This is a genomic window from Pseudomonas sp. HC1(2025), assembly GCF_058742075.1.
This window is the reverse complement of the sequence record NZ_CP196017.1, coordinates 2,422,519-2,441,623: the sequence shown is the minus strand read 5'-3', so window position 1 is coordinate 2,441,623 and position 19,105 is coordinate 2,422,519. Positions and strand designations below refer to the sequence as shown.

Below are 19,105 nucleotides of genomic sequence, written 5' to 3'. Positions count from 1 at the left end.
AACGATGGCGCCTGGGTATCGGCGTAGGCACCGGCTTGCCGGCGCCTGCAAGGGTTTAGCGCAAGCTCCAGGAAACGCCGGCGTACACGCCCATGCCGTCACCCGGCGTCGAGCGCGCCATATCGCTGCCATGATCGTCATAACCCGGGGTCACGGTATTGGCGTAGCGCTGGTTGGTCAGGTTGCGCAGGTCGACCCAGGCTTGCCAGTCCTGTTTCGGTGCGTCGTAACCGAGGGTGGCACCCAACAAGCCATAGGCCGACGCGTAGTAGGAGTTGGCATAGTCCACCGCCACCCGCGAGGAATACTCGCCATTGAGGCTGCTGAAAAAGCCGCTGGGATGGCTGTAGCGCAACTGCGCCTGGTAATAGTGCTTGGGGATACCGGGCAATGTGTTGTCGCCAAAGCGCGGGTCGTCGCGGTAGTGGAAGTTACTGAAGGTGTAGGCCTGGCGCAGGGCCAGGCGACCGGTATTGCCACCGTCCCACAGCGCGCTGGTGAGGCTCAGTTCCAGACCTTGGTGGAGGGTCGGGCTGGCGTTGGATTCGGCGACCACCTGCGACAAGTTAGGCGTAGCCGCCTGGGTTTCGACGCTCAGCAGTTCATGGCGCACCAGCGAGTGGTACAGCGCCAGGTCCCATTGGCCGAACCACGCTTCGCCGCGCCCGCCCACTTCCAGGGTGGTGGCCGTCTGGTTTTGCAGCTTCACGCCTTCGCGGGTCAAGCCGGCCTCCGGCCTACCCGAGTCTTTGGCAAAGAACTTGTTGGAACCCCAGATCATCGACCAGGCATGCGGCGGCTCCACCGAGCGGCTCAGGTTGCCATACACCTGCAACTGCGGGTTGAAGTCATAGCGCAGGCCCACGCGCGGGGCATAGTCCCAGTCATGAGTGCTCAAGGGGGCATGGGTGTCGGGATAGGTGACTTCGGTTTCGCGACGGGTATAGATCGCCGCCAGGCCGGTGGTCAGCCACAGGTCGGGCAGCAGCTCCAGGTCGTTGCTCACGTGCAGCACGGTATCCGACCCCAGGTAACTGTAGTCACGGGTCTTGGTCCCCGGGGCGAAACCGGCGGTGGCACCGGCAGGCACCCGCACGTACTCCGACACACCGTTATTGGGCAGGCCCTGGGTGGTGCGCAGGCCGACTGTGGTCTTGCTGTCGCGCCCCAGCAGCGTGTCCTGGCGGATGTAGTTCAAGGTGCCGCTGATATCGGTATACGCCACCTTGAGCCGGTTGGTGCCTTCGCGCAGGTCCATGGGGTAGTCGTGATACACCAGCCCCGCTTCGACGCGGGAGTTATCGTCCAATTGCAGCGTGGTCTTGTTGGCGATCCAGGTAGAGCCCGGCTGCAAGCGCTTGGAGTCGCGTGCCAGGTTGAGGGCGTTGGCTGCGCGCGGGCTGTGCTCGATCTGCTGGCGCGTGAGTTTGCCGGGGCTGTCGTTGGCGGTTTCGCGGTAACGGAAATAGAAGCGGGTTTCCAGGTCCGGGTTGAACCGGTAGCCGAAGTTGGCCGCCACGCCTTTGCCGCTGCCGGCGCTTTGTTGCTGGAAGCCATCGTAGTCAGTGTCGGTCAGGCTGATGTAATAGTCGGCATCGCCCAGCACTTGCCCGGAGCTGATTTCCCGCTGGGCATACCCATGGCTGCCGGCCTCGTAGCGCACGCGCAACTTGGGCGCATCGTAGCCGGTGTGGGTGACATAGTTGACCGCCCCGCCCAGGGCCAGTGCGCCGCGATCAAACCCGTTGGCGCCGCGCAGCACTTCGACGCGGCTGAGCCACAGCGGGTCTTTGAGCTCATAAGGCGTTCCGCCGGGGCCGGTCAGTGGCAGCCCGTCGATGGTTTCATACAGGCCGGATGCATGGCTGCCGGGGCCACGGTTGATGCCCGAGCCACGAATGGAGATTTTCACCCCTTCGTTATTCGCCGCCTTGGCGTAGATGCCAGCCTGGTACTTGAACACATCTTCATTGCTGCTCACCCGCCCCTGCTCGACGCTGGCCATGTCGACGTAATTGGTAGCGCCGGGCACCTGCTGGAGTTGCGCCTGGGCCGCTTCGCCTTCGCTCAGTTCGGTGCTGGTGACTTGCAGCGGCGACAACTGCAGCGCCTCCTGGGCCTGGGCCAGATGGGTGAATGTCAGGGCAACGCCAAAACCGAGCCAACGAGGAGGGAGAAACAGCAAAGGTTGTGGCAGGCGCATGGGGCCGAATCCTGGGAAAGTTCAAGCGTTGGAAGAACATCGGATACGGCAGGTCACGTCTGTTTTTAAGTCCAAAATAGAATTAATAAATGCAAACTCAGTATTTAAGGAAATAAGCTGCGCGCAGTAATGTGGAGCAACCGAGTCACCACCGTCACCCGAGACTGCGCCATGTCGATATCCGCCAACGTCATTGATTTCACCCTCCACCGCAAACGCCGCCAGGCTCGTGCAGCGGCCCAGTTGATGTGGGCAATGTACGCCGCGCGCGCCGGGTTGTCGGTATTCACGTTGCAGGCCAGTAACGCGCCCAGCGACACACGCCGGGCGTAACGCCGATGAGTTTTCTCCAGGCCCTTCCCGACGTGCTGCCCCCCATCGCTCAACCCAAGGATTGCGCCAGCCGCGACGACGATGCCATCGGCCAGTGCGTCGCGCACAACCTGCATCGCCTGCGCAGTAAACGCTACCTGTCCCTGGATGCCCTGGCCCGAGCCTGTGGCGTCAGCCGGGCGATGCTCGCGCAGATCGAGTCCGGGCGCAGCGTACCGTCGATCAAGGTGCTGTGCAAAATCGCCAAGGGCCTGAAAGTGTCGGTGGCGGCGTTCCTGGAAAACCGCTCGTTCGAAGGGGTCGAATTACTGCCCGCCCACCAAAGCAAACGCCTGGTGAGCGCCGACGGCACATTCGTCAGCCGGGCATTATTCCCCGACGACATGTCGCGCCAGTCCGAATTCTATGAGGTACGCCTGAGCGCACGCGGTGAAGAGGTGTGCGAAGGCCGCCGGCCTGGGATCCAGGCAAACCTGGTGGTGGCCCAGGGCGTGCTGGAGGTCAGCGTCAACGAGGAACGATACTTGCTGTCCACCGGCGACTCGATCCTGTTCTATGCCGACCAGCCCCACCGCTATCGCAACCCGGCAGACAGCGATGCGCTGGCGTTCCTGGTCATCCTCCACCCCGAACGCTTGGACTGAACGCAAAAAGCCCCGCCTGATTGCTCAGGCGGGGCTTTTTCATGCGCACGAAACGTCGGTTCAGCAGGTGCAGCACATCATCGGCATGCCGTTGCAGCTGATCATCATCGGCATGGCGCAATCGTTCATCATTTTCTTCATCAGCATGCACCAGTTGTCCATCATCACCATGCTCATACCAGGCATCGGCATCATCTTGCAGGTCATGCCATCGGCTTGCAGGGTGCATTCCATGACGCACTTCATCATCGGCATGGTCATCGCTGGCATGTTGTTGAGCATTGCCATGGTGTCCTGCGACATGCACATCATCGACAGGTTGGCGCACTGCATCATCATCGGCATGCCGCAGTTCATCATCATCGCCATCATTTCGGCGTTGTTCTTGAACATCGCCATGTCCATACCGGCGGCCGGCTTCATGGTGCACACCATGGCATCGCCGGTCATCTCGCACTGCATGGTGGCCATCATCATCGGCATGCCCATCATCGGCATCATGGGCATCGTGTTGTTCATTGGCATCTGCATGGCATTCATCATGTTCGAAACTCCGTAATCGACAGGAAAGGTCTAAATTCTGGGGCCGATTCTAGAGATGACGCGCCGCGCTGCAAGACGCTGGCCGAGCAGCAGGAATCGACGCCAGACCGTCCACTTCTGATTAAAAGCAGACTGCAAAAACGTTACAGCAGACGGGCGTTTGTTATTGCATCCAGCGCCTTTGCTGCGACCAGTAAATGGACGCAATGGATATTCACTAAAATGCTATGCACCTTCGATAAGGAAATAAACGATCTAACCCTGATGAAAATAAGCGTCTGATGCAGGCTGGGGCGCAATACTGCGCTACTGTGCCGGGCCTGATCGTCGATCCGCGACCGCCATTTTTGAGGCCGACTCTTTTTATGCGTCTTATGAATTTCGCCGGCGTATGCCTGCTTTCTTCGGTGCTGCTGGGCTGCCAACAGCACCCACCCGCCAACGATCAACTGGATGCGGTGCTGTGGACCCAGACCTCTATCGAACACGAGATGATCTATCGCCAAGTGTTCGCCGACGCCACCCGCCAGCTCGATGTGGCCCTGGCCACCAAGGACTGGGACGCCCTGCCCTTTGCCCCGCGAAACCTCAGCGGCCTGCCGCCGGCAGTGATCGTCGATATCGATGAAACCCTGCTGGACAACGTGCCCCTCAACGCGCGGGACATCGTCAACAACCAGGTCTACTCCTATGACCGCTGGAACACCTGGGTCGACCAGGCCAAGGCCCAGGCCCTGCCCGGCGCCGTGGCGTTTTTGCAGGCGGCGCAGCAACGGGGGATCAAGGTGTATTACCTGACCAACCGCGAGCACAGCCAAGTCCAGGCCACCGTCGCCAACCTGCGCCTGCGCGGCTTCCCGGTGCAGAGCAACGAATACGTACTGGCGGCCGCCACCCCCACCGGCCATTGCGCATCGGCGGGCTACGGCAAGAACTGCCGTCGCCAGTGGGTCGCCAGCCAGGCACGGGTGTTGTTAATGGTCGGGGATTCCCTGGGGGATTTCGTCCAGGCCGAACACAACACCCTGGCCGCCCAACGCCGGGCGGTCGAACCTTATGTGGGCTGGTTCGGCCAACGCTGGTTCCTGCTGCCGAACCCAACCTACGGCAACTGGTACAGCGCGCCCTATGGCGACCGCGAAGAGATTCCATTTGAGCAGAAGCGCTTTTTCAAGCGTGAGGCCCTTCAGTTGCAGCAATGAGGATCAGATGGGGCAGCTGAAATGCAATCCTCCAAACCCTGAGGATCAATGTAGGAGCTGTCGAGCCTTGGCGAGGCTGCGATGGCGGCGGCATTGCTGGGATTGATGTTGGCTGACCCACCGCTATCGCTGGCAAGCCAGCTCCTACATTGGATCATCGTACATTGAGTACCGTGTGCATCCTGCGGTGGCAGTGAAATGCAATCCTCCAAACCCTGAGGATCAATGTAGGAGCTGTCGAGCCCCGGCGAGGCTGCGATGGCGGCGGCATTGCTGGGATTGATGCTGGCTGACCCGCCGCTATCGCTGGCAAGCCAGCTCCTACATTGGATCGTCGTACATTGAGTACCGTATGCATCCTGCTCTAGCAGTGAAATGCACTCCTCCAGACCCTGAAGATCAATGTAGGAGCTGTCGAGCCTTGGCGAGGCTGCGATGGCGGCGGCATTGCTGGGGTTGATGTTGGCTGACCCGCCGCTATCGCTGGCAAGCCAGCTCCTACATTGGATCGTCGTACATTGAGTGCCGTATGCATCCTGCGGTGGCAGTGAAATGCAATCTTCCAACCCCTGAAGATCGAGGTGGAAGCTGTCGAGCCTTGGCGAGGCTGTGATGGCGGCGGCATTGCTGGGATTGATGTTGGCTGACCCGCTGCTATCGCTGGCAAGCCAGCTCCTACATTGGATCGTCGTACATTGAGTACCGTATGCATCCTGCGGTGGCAGTGAAATGCAATCCTCCAACCCCTGAAGATCAATGTAGGAGCTGTCGAGCCTTGGCGAGGCGGCGATGGCGGCGGCATTGCTGGAGTGGATGTTGGCTGACCCACCGCTATCGCTGGCAAGCCAGCTCCTACATTGGATCGTCGTACATTGAGTACCGTGTGCATCCTGCGGTGGCAGTGAAATGCAATCTTCCAGACCCTGAAGATCGAGGTGGGAGCTGTCGAGCCTTGGCGAGGCTGCGATGGCGGCGGCCTTGCTGAAGTTGATGTTGGCTGACCCGACGCTATCGCTGGCAAGCCAGCTCCTACATTGGATCTTCAGTACATTGAGTACCGTATGCATCCTGCACTGGCAGCTGAAATGCAATCCTCCAATCCCTGAGGATCAATGTAGGAGCTGTCGAGCCTTGGCGAGGCTGCGATGGCGGCGGCATTGCTGGGATTGATGTTGGCTGACCCGCTGCTATCGCTGGCAAGCCAGCTCCTACATTGGATCGTCGTACATTGAGTACCGTATGCATCCTGCGGTGGCAGTGAAATGCAATCCTCCAATCCCTGAGGATCAATGTAGGAGCTGTCGAGCCTTGGCGAGGCTGCGATGGCGGCGGCATTGCTGGGGTTGATGTTGGCTGACCCGCCGCTATCGCTGGCAAGCCAGCTCCTACAGGGACGTGCGCCCACTCATTAGCGGGTGGCCTGGCGATACTGGCGTGGCGTAAAGCCGGTCAACGCCTTGAACTGGCGGGTGAATGCACTGTGGTCGGTGTAGCCGCATTGCAAGGCCACTTCGGTGATCGGCAACTCGGTATGCAACAGGCGATGGGCATGTTCCAGACGTACTTTCTGGATCATTTGCCGGGGAGTCAGGTGGAACACGCGCTTGCAGTAGCGCTCCAGCTGAGCCACCGACGTGCCGGCGATGCGCGTCAGTTCACCCAAGGTCACGCGCCGGTTGAAATGGGCCCGGATGTGCTCGTCCACCGCCGCCAATCGCTGATAGGCCGGGTGGGTCTCGCTGGCGGATTGCAGGTCGACCGAGATCCCCGCCAAGCCAATGATCGCGCCCTCGCGGTTGTATAACGGCCACTTGTGGGTCAGGCACCAACCGGGTTCGCGGCTGCCGTACAGGTGCAACTCCAGTTGATCCTCCAGCACCAGGCCCTGTTCGAGCACGCGCCGGTCCTGCTCGGTGTAGCCCGGCCCCAACTGCGCGGGGAACACCTCGGCGCTGGTCTTGCCCAGTAGCGGGCGCCGGTCTTTCAAGCCACAACGCTGTACCAGGGTGTGGTTGGCCATGACATAGCGCGCCTGCACATCCTTGATAAACATCGTCGCATTGGGAATCACGTCGAGCATCGGCAACAGCATGGCCACGCCCGCCAGCAGCTGTTCGAGGCTGTGTGGCCGCTGCTCGCCACCTTGGCACAGGGTTGCAAACGCGTTGTGCATCATGCCGCTCACCGCCTTGTTTATAGCCTCGCCGGGCCAGCAGATTGCCCGATGGCCATGGCCCTGTCGAGCACCGCTGCGCATCCGGCAATTGTGCTGAATTCGTCATTGATGACCGCGCAAAACATCAATCGCCAGCGGGCTGATGGGTTCACTGTAGCGCCACTGCATGCCTATCCAATAACCCACAAGAAGGCGCCGCTATGTCAGCCCAAGGCAAGTTCAAGAAACAGCTGTCTCTGATCGACCTCACTTTTATCGGACTGGGAGCCATCTTCGGTTCCGGTTGGTTGTTTGCCGCCAGTCACGTGTCGTCCATCGCAGGCCCGGCAGGGATTTTTTCCTGGTTGCTCGGCGGTTTTGCGGTGCTGTTGCTGGGCATTGTGTATTGCGAATTGGGCGCGGCCCTGCCCCGTGCCGGGGGCGTGGTGCGCTACCCGGTGTATTCCCACGGCCCGTTGCTGGGCTACCTGATGGGCTTTATCACACTGATCGCGTTTTCCAGCCTGGTGGCGATTGAAGTGGTCGCCTCAAGGCAATACGCCGCCGCCTGGTTTCCCGAGTTGACCAAGGCCGGCTCCAGCGACCCCACCACCCTCGGCTGGCTGGTGCAGTTCGGCCTGCTCTGCCTGTTTTTCGTGCTCAACTACCGCAGCGTCAAGACCTTCGCCATCGCCAATAACCTGGTCAGCATTTTCAAGTTCATCGTGCCGCTGCTGGTGATCGGCGTGCTGTTCACCTTCTTCAAGCCGGCCAACTTCCACTCCCAGGGGTTCGCCCCGTTCGGCCTGTCGGGGATTGAAATGGCAGTGTCCGCCGGCGGGGTGATTTTTGCCTATCTGGGGCTGACGCCGATCATCTCGGTGGCCAGCGAAGTGAAAAACCCGCAACGCACCATTCCCATTGCCCTGATCCTTTCGGTGCTGCTGTCCACGGCAATTTATGTGCTGCTGCAAGTGGCCTTCCTCGGCGGCGTGCCCACCGAAATGCTCGCCAATGGCTGGGCCGGCATCAGCAAGGAACTGGCTCTGCCCTATCGCGATATCGCCCTGGCCCTGGGGGTGGGCTGGCTGGCCTACCTGGTGGTGGCCGACGCGGTGATCTCCCCCAGCGGCTGCGGCAATATCTACATGAACGCCACGCCACGGGTGATCTATGGCTGGGCGCAGACAGGCACCTTCTTCAAGATTTTCACGCGCATCGATGAGAAATCCGGCATCCCGCGCCCGGCGCTGTGGCTGACCTTTGGCTTGTCGGTGTTCTGGACCCTGCCGTTCCCGTCCTGGGAGGCGCTGATCAATGTGGTGTCCGCCGCCCTGGTGTTGAGCTACGCCGTGGCCCCGGTGTGCGTGGCGGCGCTGCGACGCAATGCGCCGGACATGCCGCGCCCGTTCCGGGTCAAGTGGATGAGTGTGCTGGGCCCGCTGTCATTCATCATCGCCGCGCTGATCGTCTACTGGTCGGGCTGGAGCACCGTGTCCTGGCTGCTGGGCCTGCAAATCGTGATGTTTGTGGTGTACCTGCTGTGCCGTCGCCTGGTGCCGACCCAGCACCTGAACATCGCCCAGCAAGTGCGTTCCAGCGCGTGGCTGATCGGCTTCTACGCCGTAACCATGGTGCTATCAAAACTCGGCAGTTTTGGCGGCCTGGGCGTGCTCAGCCATCCCTTCGACACCCTGGTCGTCGCCGCCTGCGCCCTGGGCATCTACTACTGGGGCGCCGCCACCGGCGTGCCGGCGCACCTGGTGGAACTGGAACACGAAGACGACGAAAGCGAAGCCGTGCTGCCCGCGAGCGGCATGCACCCGGCGAACGCATAACTGGCCAATCACCAAGGAATAGCTGGATGAAACGACTGCATGTGATTGACTCCCACACCGGCGGCGAACCGACGCGCCTGATCATCAATGGCTTCCCGCAGCTGGCCGGCCAGACCATCGCCGAGCAGCTCGACAGCCTGCGCACCACACACGACCAATGGCGCCGCGCCTGCCTGCTGGAGCCCCGTGGCAACGATGTACTGGTTGGCGCGCTGTACTGCGAGCCGGTCTCGCCGGGGGCCACCTGCGGGGTGATTTTCTTCAACAATGCCGGCTACCTCGGCATGTGTGGCCACGGCACCATCGGCCTGGTCGCCTCGTTGCACTACCTGGGCCGCATCGCGCCAGGGGTGCACAGCATCGACACGCCGGTGGGCCAGGTCAGCGCCACCCTGCATGAGGACGGCGCGGTCACCCTGCGCAACGTGCCCGCCTATCGCTATCGCCAGCAGGTGCCCGTGGAGGTGCCGGGGCATGGCCGGATCTACGGCGATATCGCCTGGGGTGGCAACTGGTTTTTCCTGGTGTCCGAGCACGGCCAGGGTGTGCACATGGCCAATGTCGAGGCCCTCACCGACTTCACCTGGGCGATGCTCAAGGCCCTCGAAGCCCAAGGCATCCTTGGCGCAGACGGCGCGTTGATCGACCACATCGAACTGTTCGCCGATGACGAGCAGGCCGACAGCCGCAACTTCGTCATGTGCCCCGGCAAAGCCTACGACCGTTCGCCCTGCGGCACCGGCACCAGCGCCAAGCTGGCGTGCCTGGCCGCCGACGGAAAACTTCAGGCCGGTGAGCCCTGGGTGCAAGCCAGCATCACCGCCAGCCAATTCGAAGGCCGTTTTGAATGGGAGGGCGAACACATCCGCCCCTTCATCACCGGCCGCGCCTATATGACCGCCGACAGCACCTTGCTGATCGACGAACAGGACCCTTTCGCCTGGGGCATTTGAGCACCCGGCAGCTTTTAAACAGACCCTTCCAAGGAGCTAGAACCATGAGCGATAACATCTTCACCGGCTGCATCCCTGCCCTGATGACCCCGTGCACCTCCGAGCGCCAGCCGGACTTCGACGCCCTGGTCGCCAAGGGCCGCGAGCTGATCGATATCGGCATGAGCGCCGTGGTGTACTGCGGCTCCATGGGCGACTGGCCGTTGCTCACCGAAGCCCAGCGCCAGGAAGGCGTGGCGCGCCTGGTGGCGGCGGGCATCCCGACCATCGTCGGCACCGGCGCGGTCAACAGCCGTGAGGCGGCCTCCCATGCGGCCCACGCGGCCAAGGTCGGCGCCCATGGCTTGATGGTCATCCCACGGGTGCTGTCCCGTGGCGCTTCAGCCAGCGCGCAAAAAGCCCACTTCGCGGCGATCCTCAGCGCCGCGCCGAACCTGCCGTCAGTGATCTACAACAGCCCCTACTACGGCTTTGCCACCCGCGCCGAGCTGTTCTTTGAACTGCGCCGCGAGTACCCGAACCTGATCGGCTTCAAGGAGTTCGGCGGCGGCGCCGACCTGCGCTACGCCGCCGAACACATCACCTCCAAAGACGATGCCGTGACCCTGATGGTCGGTGTCGATACCCAGGTGGTGCACGGTTTCGTCAACTGCAACGCCACCGGCGCGATCACCGGCATCGGCAACGCCCTGCCACGGGAAGTCCTGCAACTGGTGGCCCTGAGCAAGCAGGCCGCCAAGGGCGATGCCAAGGCCCGACGCCAGGCCCGCGAGCTGGAGGCGGCGCTGGCGGTGCTGTCGTCCTTCGATGAAGGCTGCGACCTGGTGCTCTATTACAAGCACCTGATGGTGCTCAATGGCGACCTGGAATACAGCCTTCACTTCAACCAAAGCGATGTACTGAGCGATGCCCAACGCCGGTATGCCGAGCATCAGTACGCGCTGTTCCGCCAGTGGTACGCCAACTGGTCGGCAGAACAGAACGTCGACTGACTGCTCGCACGCCGCTGTTGCACAGCGGCGTTCCTTCTTATTTCAGGAACAGGCCATGACTCTGACAGGCACTATGCTGATCGGTCAGCACTCCATTCCCGGCACCCGCGCAGCCATCCGCGCGATCAACCCGGCCACCGATGCTGCGCTGGAGCCGGCCTATCCCGGCGGTTCCACCGAGCAGGTGGCCCAGGCTTGCGCGCTGGCGTGGTCAGCCTTCGACAGCTACCGCGAGACATCCCTGGCGGCGCGTGCTGAGTTTCTCGAAACCATCGCCAATGAAATCGAAGCCCTCGGCGATGAGTTGATCGAGCGTGCCGTGGCCGAAACCGGCTTGCCCCACGCGCGGATCCAGGGCGAACGGGGCCGCACCTGCCAGCAACTGCGCACCTTCACCCGCACCGTACGCGCCGGCGAATGGCTGGACGTGCGCGTCGATAGCGCCCAACCAGGCCGCCAGCCCCTGCCCCGTGCCGACCTGCGCCAACGCCAGGTGCCGCTGGGGCCGGTGGCCGTATTCGGCGCCAGCAACTTCCCGCTGGCGTTCTCGGTGGCCGGCGGTGATACCGCTTCAGCCCTCGCCGCCGGTTGCCCGGTGATCGTCAAGGCCCACGGCGCCCACCCCGGCACCAGCGAACTGGTGGGCCGTGCGCTGGCCCGTGCCGTGAAGCAGTGTGGCCTGCCCGAAGGTGTGTTCTCGCTGCTGTACGGCGCTGGCCGCGAAGTGGGGATTGCCCTGGTCAGCGACCCACGGATCAAGGCGGTGGGCTTTACCGGCTCGCAAAGTGGCGGCATCGCTTTGTGCCAGGCGGCCCAGGCGCGGCCGGAGCCGATCCCGGTGTATGCGGAAATGAGTTCGATCAACCCGGTGTACCTGTTCCCGGCCGCCCTCAAGGCGCGCGGCGAAGCGCTGGCGCAAGGGTTTGTCGCCTCGTTGACCCAGGGCGCCGGGCAGTTTTGCACCAATCCCGGGCTGGTGATTGCGGTTCAAGGTCCGCAACTGCAGCAGTTTGTCAGCCTCGCCAGCGACTTGCTGCAACGTAGCCCGGCGCAGACCATGCTCACCCCGGGCATCTTCCAGGCCTATGAAGCGGGCGTCGGCGCACTGGCCGAGCATGCCCATTGCGTAGCCAGCGGGTTGCCGGCGCAAGGGCCGAACCAATGCCAGGCGCAGCTGTTTACCACCCACGCGCAAGACTTCCTTGCCAACCCGCATTTGCAGGCCGAAGTCTTCGGCGCCGCCTCGCTCCTGGTGCAGTGCGCCGACAACGCGCAAATGCGCCAAGTGACCGAGCACCTCGAAGGCCAGTTGACCGCCACCTTGCACCTGGATCAGGACGATCTTGAGCAGGCACGGGCATTGCTGCCGGCCCTTGAGCGCAAGGCTGGCCGGCTGTTGGTCAATGGCTGGCCGACCGGGGTCGAGGTGTGTGATGCCATGGTGCATGGCGGGCCCTTCCCCGCGACCTCGGATTCGCGCTCGACCTCGGTCGGCACCGCCGCGATCCGGCGTTTCCTGCGGCCGGTGTGCTACCAGGATTTCCCCGACAGCCTGCTGCCCGCAGCCCTGAAACAAGACAACCCGCTGCGGCTGCGACGCTTGCTCGACGGCCAGAGAGAAGCCTGAACATGCAAGACAACCGTCAACCCGAGATCGACATTGCAGTGGTCGGCGCCGGCATCATCGGCGTCGCCTGCGCGCTGCAACTGGCGCGCCAGGGCCGGCGCGTGGTGGTCATCGACCAGCAGGAACCGGGGATGGGCGCCTCGTTCGGCAATGCCGGGCATTTGGCCACCGAACAGGTGTTCCCCATCGCCGACCTGTCGATCCTGATGCGCCTGCCCGCGATGCTCATGGACCCCATGGGCCCGCTGCGCCTGGACTGGAAATACCTGCCCCGTGCGCTGCCCTGGTTTGCTCGCCTCTTGTTAAACCTGCGCCCGGCCGCTTACCAGCGCACGGTCGCCGGTATCCGTGCCCTCAACGAAAGCAGCCTGGGCGCCTGGCAGCGCTTGTTGGCGAACATCGACCGGCCCCAGTTGATGCGCGAGGACGGCTCGCTGCTGGTGTTCGAGCGTGCCGAGTCGCGACAAGCGATTGAAGGTTTGCAAGCACGCATGACCCAGCAAAACGTGCCGGTGGATTGCTGGTCGGCCAGCGCCGTGCAACAGGCGGCACCGCAGTTAAGCGAGCGGATCCAGGGGGGCTTGTTCTTTCCCCGCACCGGGCATTTCCTCGATCCGTATCGCGTGGTGTGCGAACTGGTCGAGGCCGCCAAGGCCAGCGGCGTGACCTTTCTCAAGCGTCAGGTCCAGGATGGCCAGCTTCAGGCCCAGGGCGTTGCACTGATCACCGACCAGGGCCGCTTGGCCGCACGCCAGGTGGTGATCGCCTGCGGCGCCCACTCGGCCAGGCTCACCCAGGCGCTGACGGGCAAAAAGGTGCCCCTGGACACCGAGCGCGGTTATCACCTGATGCTGCCCCACGAGCAAGACCGCTTGCCCTTCGCCGTCACCTCGCTGGAGCGCAAGTTCATCATGACGCCCATGAGCGGTGGGCTACGGCTGGCCGGCACCGTGGAATTCGCCGGCCTCGACCGCCCGCCGAACATGCGGCGCGCCTGGCAGTTGCACCGGCTCAGCCGCGGCCTGTTGCGTAACGAACTGAGCGCTGAGGACGCCACGCCGTGGATGGGCTTTCGGCCCTCGTTGCCGGACTCGCTGCCGATCATCGACCGGGTGTGCGACGGCAAGGTGTTGCTCGCTTTCGGGCATCAACATTTGGGGCTGACGCAAGCGGCCGTCACTGCCGAGCTGGTCGCCCAGTTGGTATCGCCGATCTCCCTGCCCCTGCCCCTGGGATTGCCGGCATTGGCGGCCTATCGGTTGGATCGGTTCTGACGCAGGCCTTGCAGGAGCAATCACTGGTAAATAATCGTAAACGTCGCCGAGGCATTCGCCGGGCCGGGGGTTACCTTGCTCGCCGTCTGCAGGTAACGGGCGCGCAAGGGGATCGTATAACTCCCCTCGTTGGGGCGCAGGGTGAGGCCGCTGCTTTGGTTGGCCCCAAGGATGACCGAGTTGCCGTTGCGGTTCTGCACCTGCACGCCAACCCCTGTGGCGGCGGGCGCACTGCCCGTGGCGCCAGGGTCGAGGCTCAGTACACCGTTATTCGTGTTGATCGCCGTACGCGCGGGGTCGATGCGGTACTGCAGGGTGTTACGCACCAGAGAGCCACTATCGACGTTCGTACCAAGAGGCGACGTGCCACTTTGCGATGACCAGGCCGGCCCCGTTGTCGTATAGATCCCGTTGAACGCCGGGCAGTCATTCAAAGCGATGGAAAAATCCGTCCAGCCCGTGCTGCTGTTGAGCCCGGTGAACTTGGAGGTCAGATGAGAGCCCATGGGCACCGAGACATCCGGTGTACGACAGGTACTCGAGACAATCTGGATATTGCCGGAGATCCCCATACTGAAGCCGCGCATTCTCGCATCGCCGAAGTTGCCGAACAGACTGACGACCGGCAACGTACTGCCCACCAATACACCAGGCGTTACATCGCCCAGTTTGATCAAGATCAGCTCAAAGTTCGAAGGCCCGTCAAATGGGACCAAACACCTGTAGCCAGATGTGCATGTGGTCCATGCCTTGCCAGATTGCCTTGGCAGCAGGCCGCCCGAGCTGTTGAAGGCAACCCCCAGCCCCGGAATGCTGGTTCTATAGACCTTGTTGGCGTAGGTCCCGCTGGACACATTGGCCATGGCATAACTGGAGTCGACTGTCATCTCAGTCCACTGCTGATACGGGGCATAGAGGCATTCAAGCTTGGGCGCCTGGCCCGCAGCCATGCTGAAGCGCTGACGATATACCTCGGTACCCACCGGCAGATCGCGCCCGATAGTGATCGCCGAAATCTGCAATGGCATGGAGCCCACGGCCGGCTGGATACCCTCCATGTAGGTGCAGGTGACCGCCATGGCCGTCCCCGCCGCCGCCCACAATGCCGCGACGGCCAGGCCCGCCTTGATCAAAGCGCCAATATTCATAACTGTACCTTTTGAAGAGTGTTGGGCTGCACGCTGCCAGCGACTTGCTTACCGGCCGCACAAACCGCGTCTACCTGTTGCAATTGCTGCCCTTCGCCGGGGCCCGCCGGGATGACCAGTGCGCACTGTTGATGGGTCTTGCTTCCCCAGTTGATCAGTAACTGACGGGTTTGTGGCTTGATCCGTGCGTAGAGCTGGCCACCCTGCCCGACCACACCGACCGAGGTGCCGTCGATATCTGTCACGCCAGCACCAAAGGGCAGGCTGCTGCCATCGTCGAGGCGTACGTTGAGCAACACTGCGCGGCCCTGGTTGGTGGTGTACTTGAGGTGCACCACCGCACCGGCACGCGGGGCCACCTGTTGGCTGGTTTCGCTGAGCTCGACGTCCAGCGAGCTACCAATAGGGTCGATTGCCACTTCGTTCAACTCATATGGCCGCAGGTACGGCACCACGGCATTGCCGCGGCTGTCGAGCTTGAGGCCAGGGTAGCCGGACACCTTGGCCCCCTGCGCACCCGGGGCACTGACCACCGCCATGGTTTCACCGCGATAAGGAGTCATGGTCACCCCATCGGCATGCGCCACCACGCTGCCGCTCGCGCCCACCGAGGCGCTGGTGTAGCCATCACCGCGTCCCAGGGCAGCGCTGAGCATGGCGCGCGCGCCGGTGTATTGGCCATTGAGGGCCGCGCTCTTGCTGTTACTGGCACCGTCATGGCCGACTGTCGCGCCGTAGCCATATTGACGGTCCTCGCCAGCGGTGCCGCTGATGCCGGCCTGCTCGCTGTAGTTGCCTTGGGAGTCACGTCCTACCTGTGCGGTCATTTGCGGGCTGAAGCCTGGACCGCCAAATTCCAGAGGCATGCTCATGGTCAGCAAAAAGCTGTTTTCCATGTCCCCCAGGCCCATTCGGCTGCGGTTGGCGTTCACACTGAAGCTGATGCGATTGAACTGCTTGCTGTAACTGAACTGGTACTGCAAATCACTGCCCGGCAGGTTCCAGTAGTTCTGCGCATAGCCGCTGATTGCCACTTGCCCCCACTCCCCCAGGCTCTGGTCGGCGGTGACCGAAAAGCGACTGCGCGGGCGCCCGAACATGCTGGTGTCCCACCCCGTTTTCTCGGCATCGAGCAGTTGCATGGCGTTACTGAAGTCCAGGTATTCGCTGGTAGAAAAACGATAAGCCGCAACGGTGAAGTTACTGCCCGTGCTGAGCACATTTTTGCTGTAGGACACCCGCATGCTCTGCCCTTTGGCGGCACCGGTGGCCAGGTCGGTCTGGGCGTGAGTCAAGTCGATGGCCATGGCACCGATCGGCGTGCCAAACGCCAGGCCGGTGAGCACGGCGGTGTAGTCATCGCTGGACTGCATCCCGGCAAATCCGGTGAACGTATTGTTCAGGCCATATTGCACAGTGCCTTGTAGCAAGCGCGATTGCTTGTCGACGTAGTTGTTGCGGGTCTCGCCTGCGGTCAGGCTGAAACGCGAGGTACCGGGGCGCAGCAACTGGCTGACCGAGGCATAGGGCACGATGAAGTTCTGCTCGGTGCCGTCGGCTTCCGCCACGCTGACGCTGAGGTCGCCGCCGTAGCCAGTTGAATACAGGTCATCAATCACAAATGCCCCGGGCGCCACGGTGGTTTCCAGCAGGATGTTGCCGGCCTGGCGAATGGTCACACGGGCGTTGGTGCGTGCAATCCCACGGATCACCGGGGCATAGCCGCGCATGGAGTCGGGCAGCATGCGGTCGTCACTGGCCAGTTGCACACCACGGTAGGCCAGGGTGTCGAAGATCTCGCCGGTGGTGTTGGACTCGCCCACCGTCAGTTGGCTTTTCAACGCGGTGATGTCGCGTTGCGCATAGGAGTCCAGGGCTTGGTAATTATTGCCCTGACGTGACTGCCAGCTCATCGACGCGTTGTGGCGCAGGCGCCAGTCACCCAGGTTGAGGCCGGTGTGCAGGCCCAGGAATGCCGAGTCAGAGTTGCCACTGCGGGTACGGTTACGGCTGCCATTGAAGCTGTAGCTGAGCATGCCTGCGGTCACGCCGCGATCCCACAGTTCCGGGCTGACGTATCCCCGGACATTGCGCCGCAGCGCCGCCTGGGGAATGCTCAGGTCGAGGGCCTGGTTTTCCGGGGAAAAATTCGCGGTTGCACCCGGGATCAGACTGCCCACGGCGGCACAGCCCTGGCTGTCCAGCGCCAAAGTGCTTTCAGGCGACAGCTTGCTCATCTCCACGCCCTGACGCTCAAGCAAGCTACGCGTCATGCAGACCACCGGCTTGCTGCCGTCGGCCTGGGCGTCGATGCGAATGTCCTGGCGGCTGTTCAACTGGCCGTTAAGCACTACGTCTGCACGGTATTGCCCGGGCATCACCGGGTTGCCGGTCTGGTAGGCGCCCAAGTCGAGATTGCGCGAGTCTTCAGGCAGGAACGCATCGTTGAACTGCACCTCTTGCGCCAGCGCACCCTGTATACCCCATGCACCTGGGGCGATGGCCAATACCCTGAGGATCAAGGCAGAGAGCGGATTCAAGGCGAAGCAAGGCCGCGCCCGCAGAGAAAGCCTGCAGCTGGAAGAGGTCGACATAAATGACTCGCGACTAAAAAACTTGAGGTTTAATCAGGGCTTGAGTGCTTTACGGGTCGGGATCAGTGCGCCGTAATCGTTGATAGCGCTGAACTCCACCTGAGCACCCGCAGCCGGTCGGACCTTGAGCGTTGGGAGCACAAATTGGCGGGTTTCACCCGGAGCGATCATGCCGTCTTCACTGCGCTCACGCTGGGCGCCAGCCACCAGTTCCAACTCGATCAGCGAAACATGGAACGCCGACGGATTGAAGGCCTGCAAGGCCAAGCCTTGCCCATCGCGTGCGGGCACCAATTGCCACTGCACCTGCTCGATCGCCTCGCTGGCAGTGCCTGGCAAGCCGGTCGGGCGATAAAACAATTTGATCCGCGAACGGAATGCCATTTGCAGCGTATTGATATCTGCACCCGCCTCGGGCTTGGGTGGAATTTCCAATACGTTGAGCCAGAACACCGACTCTTTGTCCTGGGCCATTGGAGCCCCGGTAAACAACACCCGCAGGCTTTGGCCCTTGGTCGGATCGATGCGCGCCACCGGCGGTGAAAGCAGGAACGGCGCCTTGGAGCTGGTCGGAGTCGACTCGACGCTGCCGGTGTCGATCCACGACTGGATCAGCGCTGGCTGCGTGCCATTGTTGTTGAGTTTTACCGTGATTTCTTTCTGGTCCGCCGGGTAGAGCAGGCGTGTTCCGGTAATCACTACACCCCCGATAGCCTGGGAACACGTCAGTGTCACAAGGCTTGCCAGGAGCAATTGTCTGAGGGCAGATGTGCAAGGCATTACGTAATCCCGTTGCTGCCTGGAAGCACGCCCTTTTGTTGCTGAACAGGGCGTGTATCCATGAGCGGCGACTTACTGATAATTGATGGAGTAAGTCACGGAGCCAACTACGGTACCCGGAGTGGTCGGGGCTTGAGCGTAGTACTGGACAGCGTATGGCAGGATGGCGGCCTTGGAGGTTGCATTGATGGCAATACGGCTGGTGGAAGTGACCTGCGCAGTGTTGCCGGCCTTGATCGCGTTGCCATTGGTTGCGTCAACCAATTGCAGCTGAACCTGGGTGGCAGTACCGCTCACGTTCTTCAGGTTGCCGCTGGTTGCATCAACGCTGCCGCTCGACTCAAAGAATGCAGCCGCTGTTTTCAGCGCGGCAGAGCAATCGCTCAGCTCGATATTGAAACCGGTCTGGCCTGCCACTTGGCCTTTTGCTCCCAGGGCAGCGGTAGAGATGGTTGGCAGCGTGACAGTCGACGGGCTCGCACCAGCCGCGCCGTTAACCGCAACCTTGCAGGTTTCGGCTTTCAGTTCGCCGTTGAAATCGATTTTGCCGTCTGAAGCCAGAGCAACGGTAGAGGCGGTGGCAGCGACCAGTACAGCGAGGGCGCGGGCTTTGTAATTCATGAGTAACTCCGAGAGAGCGATGTTCTACAGTAAGTTGTAAAGCCTCCGTTTATCGGAGAGCTTCTGTGCTGTTGCGGGGCTAAGTTTAGGGAGCCCACATCGAACTCAATATAGGAGTGCTCTGAAAAACAATTGAGCACGGTAAATTCCCAACAATTAAAACCACTATAAAACTTACTGTTGCACTGCACTGTTTAA

At 62.1% G+C, this 19,105-nt stretch carries 16 protein-coding genes; 9 read left to right on the top strand and 7 right to left on the bottom strand.

All coding sequences use genetic code 11. The features are described 5' to 3' along the window. Positions 1 to 55: 55 nt before the first annotated feature. Positions 56 to 2,203 carry a TonB-dependent receptor family protein gene (locus tag ACSSVH_RS11115; protein ID WP_432755610.1) on the bottom strand — a complete coding sequence of 716 codons (2,148 nt, stop codon included), beginning with the start codon at positions 2,201 to 2,203 and terminating at the stop codon, positions 56 to 58. Between the two features lie 171 nt (positions 2,204 to 2,374). Here ACSSVH_RS11115 and ACSSVH_RS11110 point away from each other — a divergent pair, with 171 nt between their 5' ends. The 4 genes from ACSSVH_RS11110 (at position 2,375) to ACSSVH_RS11095 (ending at position 4,925) form a co-directional block, all read left to right on the top strand. Next, complete coding sequence (locus ACSSVH_RS11110; RefSeq protein WP_169956945.1) at positions 2,375 to 2,536, top strand: hypothetical protein; 162 nt, start codon at positions 2,375 to 2,377, stop codon at positions 2,534 to 2,536. A 5-nt stretch (positions 2,537 to 2,541) separates the two neighbouring features. After that, entirely contained in the window at positions 2,542 to 3,180 is a 639-nt protein-coding gene (locus tag ACSSVH_RS11105) for a helix-turn-helix domain-containing protein (protein ID WP_170058001.1), read from the top strand. Positions 3,181 to 3,247: 67 nt separating this feature from the next. Next, the gene (locus ACSSVH_RS11100) at positions 3,248 to 3,739 is read left to right on the top strand and encodes a hypothetical protein (protein ID WP_170058084.1); all 492 of its coding nucleotides are present in this window, start codon (positions 3,248 to 3,250) and stop codon (positions 3,737 to 3,739) included. 349 nt (positions 3,740 to 4,088) lie between these two features. Further along, on the top strand, positions 4,089 to 4,925 hold the full coding sequence (locus ACSSVH_RS11095; protein ID WP_492634542.1) for a 5'-nucleotidase, lipoprotein e(P4) family: 837 nt from the start codon (positions 4,089 to 4,091) through the stop codon (positions 4,923 to 4,925). Here the strand turns inward: ACSSVH_RS11095 and ACSSVH_RS11090 are convergent. Next, a complete protein-coding gene (locus tag ACSSVH_RS11090) occupies positions 4,910 to 5,992 on the bottom strand; it encodes a hypothetical protein (RefSeq protein WP_492634541.1) in 1,083 nt (360 codons plus the stop codon). The genes ACSSVH_RS11095 and ACSSVH_RS11090 overlap by 16 nt on opposite strands. Before the next feature lie 341 nt (positions 5,993 to 6,333). Then, positions 6,334 to 7,101 (bottom strand): AraC family transcriptional regulator, encoded by a 768-nt coding sequence (locus ACSSVH_RS11085; protein WP_169956941.1) that lies wholly within the window; start codon positions 7,099 to 7,101, stop codon positions 6,334 to 6,336. 200 nt (positions 7,102 to 7,301) lie between these two features. Here ACSSVH_RS11085 and ACSSVH_RS11080 point away from each other — a divergent pair, with 200 nt between their 5' ends. From ACSSVH_RS11080 to ACSSVH_RS11060, 5 genes are read left to right on the top strand one after another with little or no spacing between them, the layout of a single operon-like run. Further along, on the top strand, positions 7,302 to 8,918 hold the full coding sequence (locus ACSSVH_RS11080; RefSeq protein WP_170043069.1) for an APC family permease: 1,617 nt from the start codon (positions 7,302 to 7,304) through the stop codon (positions 8,916 to 8,918). Between the two features lie 26 nt (positions 8,919 to 8,944). Further along, on the top strand, positions 8,945 to 9,871 hold the full coding sequence (locus ACSSVH_RS11075) for a 4-hydroxyproline epimerase (RefSeq protein ID WP_492634540.1): 927 nt from the start codon (positions 8,945 to 8,947) through the stop codon (positions 9,869 to 9,871). Positions 9,872 to 9,915: 44 nt separating this feature from the next. Then, the gene (locus tag ACSSVH_RS11070; protein ID WP_492634539.1) at positions 9,916 to 10,863 is read left to right on the top strand and encodes a dihydrodipicolinate synthase family protein; all 948 of its coding nucleotides are present in this window, start codon (positions 9,916 to 9,918) and stop codon (positions 10,861 to 10,863) included. Positions 10,864 to 10,918: 55 nt separating this feature from the next. Then, entirely contained in the window at positions 10,919 to 12,490 is a 1,572-nt protein-coding gene (locus ACSSVH_RS11065; protein ID WP_492634538.1) for an aldehyde dehydrogenase (NADP(+)), read from the top strand. Positions 12,491 to 12,492: 2 nt separating this feature from the next. Next, entirely contained in the window at positions 12,493 to 13,764 is a 1,272-nt protein-coding gene (locus ACSSVH_RS11060) for an NAD(P)/FAD-dependent oxidoreductase (RefSeq protein ID WP_492634537.1), read from the top strand. Positions 13,765 to 13,784: 20 nt separating this feature from the next. Here ACSSVH_RS11060 and ACSSVH_RS11055 read toward each other — a convergent pair whose 3' ends face one another. The 4 genes from ACSSVH_RS11055 to ACSSVH_RS11040 all read right to left on the bottom strand — a co-directional run bounded on the left by ACSSVH_RS11055 (position 13,785) and on the right by ACSSVH_RS11040 (position 18,907). Continuing rightward, positions 13,785 to 14,912 (bottom strand): fimbrial protein, encoded by a 1,128-nt coding sequence (locus ACSSVH_RS11055; RefSeq protein WP_169954306.1) that lies wholly within the window; start codon positions 14,910 to 14,912, stop codon positions 13,785 to 13,787. Beyond that, positions 14,909 to 17,368, bottom strand: a complete 2,460-nt coding sequence (locus ACSSVH_RS11050) for a fimbria/pilus outer membrane usher protein (protein ID WP_492634536.1) — start codon at positions 17,366 to 17,368, stop codon at positions 14,909 to 14,911. The genes ACSSVH_RS11055 and ACSSVH_RS11050 overlap by 4 nt, the downstream gene beginning before the upstream one ends. Before the next feature lie 171 nt (positions 17,369 to 17,539). Further along, complete coding sequence (locus ACSSVH_RS11045; protein ID WP_346266500.1) at positions 17,540 to 18,241, bottom strand: fimbria/pilus periplasmic chaperone; 702 nt, start codon at positions 18,239 to 18,241, stop codon at positions 17,540 to 17,542. A gap of 117 nt (positions 18,242 to 18,358) precedes the next feature. After that, positions 18,359 to 18,907 (bottom strand): fimbrial protein, encoded by a 549-nt coding sequence (locus ACSSVH_RS11040; protein WP_169954308.1) that lies wholly within the window; start codon positions 18,905 to 18,907, stop codon positions 18,359 to 18,361. Positions 18,908 to 19,105 lie beyond the last annotated feature (198 nt).

Bases quoted from the DNA above. Each gene is read 5' to 3' on its own strand.
- ACSSVH_RS11115 (WP_432755610.1), bottom strand. From the start codon at position 2,203: ATGCGCCTGCCACAACCTTTGCTGTTTCTCCCTCCTCGTTGGCTCGGT.
- ACSSVH_RS11110 (WP_169956945.1), top strand. From the start codon at position 2,375: ATGTCGATATCCGCCAACGTCATTGATTTCACCCTCCACCGCAAACGC.
- ACSSVH_RS11105 (WP_170058001.1), top strand. From the start codon at position 2,542: ATGAGTTTTCTCCAGGCCCTTCCCGACGTGCTGCCCCCCATCGCTCAA.
- ACSSVH_RS11095 (WP_492634542.1), top strand. From the start codon at position 4,089: ATGCGTCTTATGAATTTCGCCGGCGTATGCCTGCTTTCTTCGGTGCTG.
- ACSSVH_RS11090 (WP_492634541.1), bottom strand. From the start codon at position 5,992: ATGCATACGGTACTCAATGTACTGAAGATCCAATGTAGGAGCTGGCTT.
- ACSSVH_RS11085 (WP_169956941.1), bottom strand. From the start codon at position 7,101: ATGATGCACAACGCGTTTGCAACCCTGTGCCAAGGTGGCGAGCAGCGG.
- ACSSVH_RS11080 (WP_170043069.1), top strand. From the start codon at position 7,302: ATGTCAGCCCAAGGCAAGTTCAAGAAACAGCTGTCTCTGATCGACCTC.
- ACSSVH_RS11075 (WP_492634540.1), top strand. From the start codon at position 8,945: ATGAAACGACTGCATGTGATTGACTCCCACACCGGCGGCGAACCGACG.
- ACSSVH_RS11070 (WP_492634539.1), top strand. From the start codon at position 9,916: ATGAGCGATAACATCTTCACCGGCTGCATCCCTGCCCTGATGACCCCG.
- ACSSVH_RS11065 (WP_492634538.1), top strand. From the start codon at position 10,919: ATGACTCTGACAGGCACTATGCTGATCGGTCAGCACTCCATTCCCGGC.
- ACSSVH_RS11060 (WP_492634537.1), top strand. From the start codon at position 12,493: ATGCAAGACAACCGTCAACCCGAGATCGACATTGCAGTGGTCGGCGCC.
- ACSSVH_RS11055 (WP_169954306.1), bottom strand. From the start codon at position 14,912: ATGAATATTGGCGCTTTGATCAAGGCGGGCCTGGCCGTCGCGGCATTG.
- ACSSVH_RS11040 (WP_169954308.1), bottom strand. From the start codon at position 18,907: ATGAATTACAAAGCCCGCGCCCTCGCTGTACTGGTCGCTGCCACCGCC.